The organism is Oleiphilus sp. HI0117 (assembly GCF_001635235.1).
Genome location: NZ_LWGA01000178.1, coordinates 1 through 528, shown reverse-complemented (window position 1 = coordinate 528; position 528 = coordinate 1). Strand labels below are relative to the sequence as shown.

Below are 528 nucleotides of genomic sequence, written 5' to 3'. Positions count from 1 at the left end.
TCTCGAATCGAGCCGCTAATGAAGACACTATCATCGTGGTAAGTTAAGGAGCTGTTGGGAATTCTAAGAGTTTGAACCAAGCCTTTATTGTTATGTAAGGAGAGGCTTAAATCGTTAAGGTAGATTTTCGCTTGCCCAAGTAGAGCTTCTATATCTATTGGCAAGGCAGTTGGTGTCGCCTTCTCTTGCTGCTGTAACAATTCTTTTAAATCTACCGGTGTTGAAGCGACGGACCAGGCACCATCCTCAAACTGTTGCATACTAAGCTCAGTATGCTCAATCATGATTTCCTTGATAGAAGGCTGGAGATTAAGAAGAGAGTTGAGGAATGAAGCCTGTATACGTATACGCCCAACATAAGCGTAGCTCTGCCCGTTGACGCTAAGGCCGTGAATATTGAGCGTTGGGTCAAGACCACGCCAAGCAGAGTTCAATTGACGAATTTCAACACGCTGACCACTTAACTCAGATAGGTAACGCTCTAGATCAGGACGGTAGTCTTCAAGAAATATACTGGCTATTCTTAGC

The 528-nt window shown here is 44.1% G+C and carries 1 protein-coding gene; it reads right to left on the bottom strand.

Features of this window, described 5'->3' with window-relative positions; translation table 11 throughout:
• On the bottom strand, positions 1-528 hold a 528-nt coding region (locus A3757_RS26160), incomplete at both ends, for a hypothetical protein (protein ID WP_197469665.1).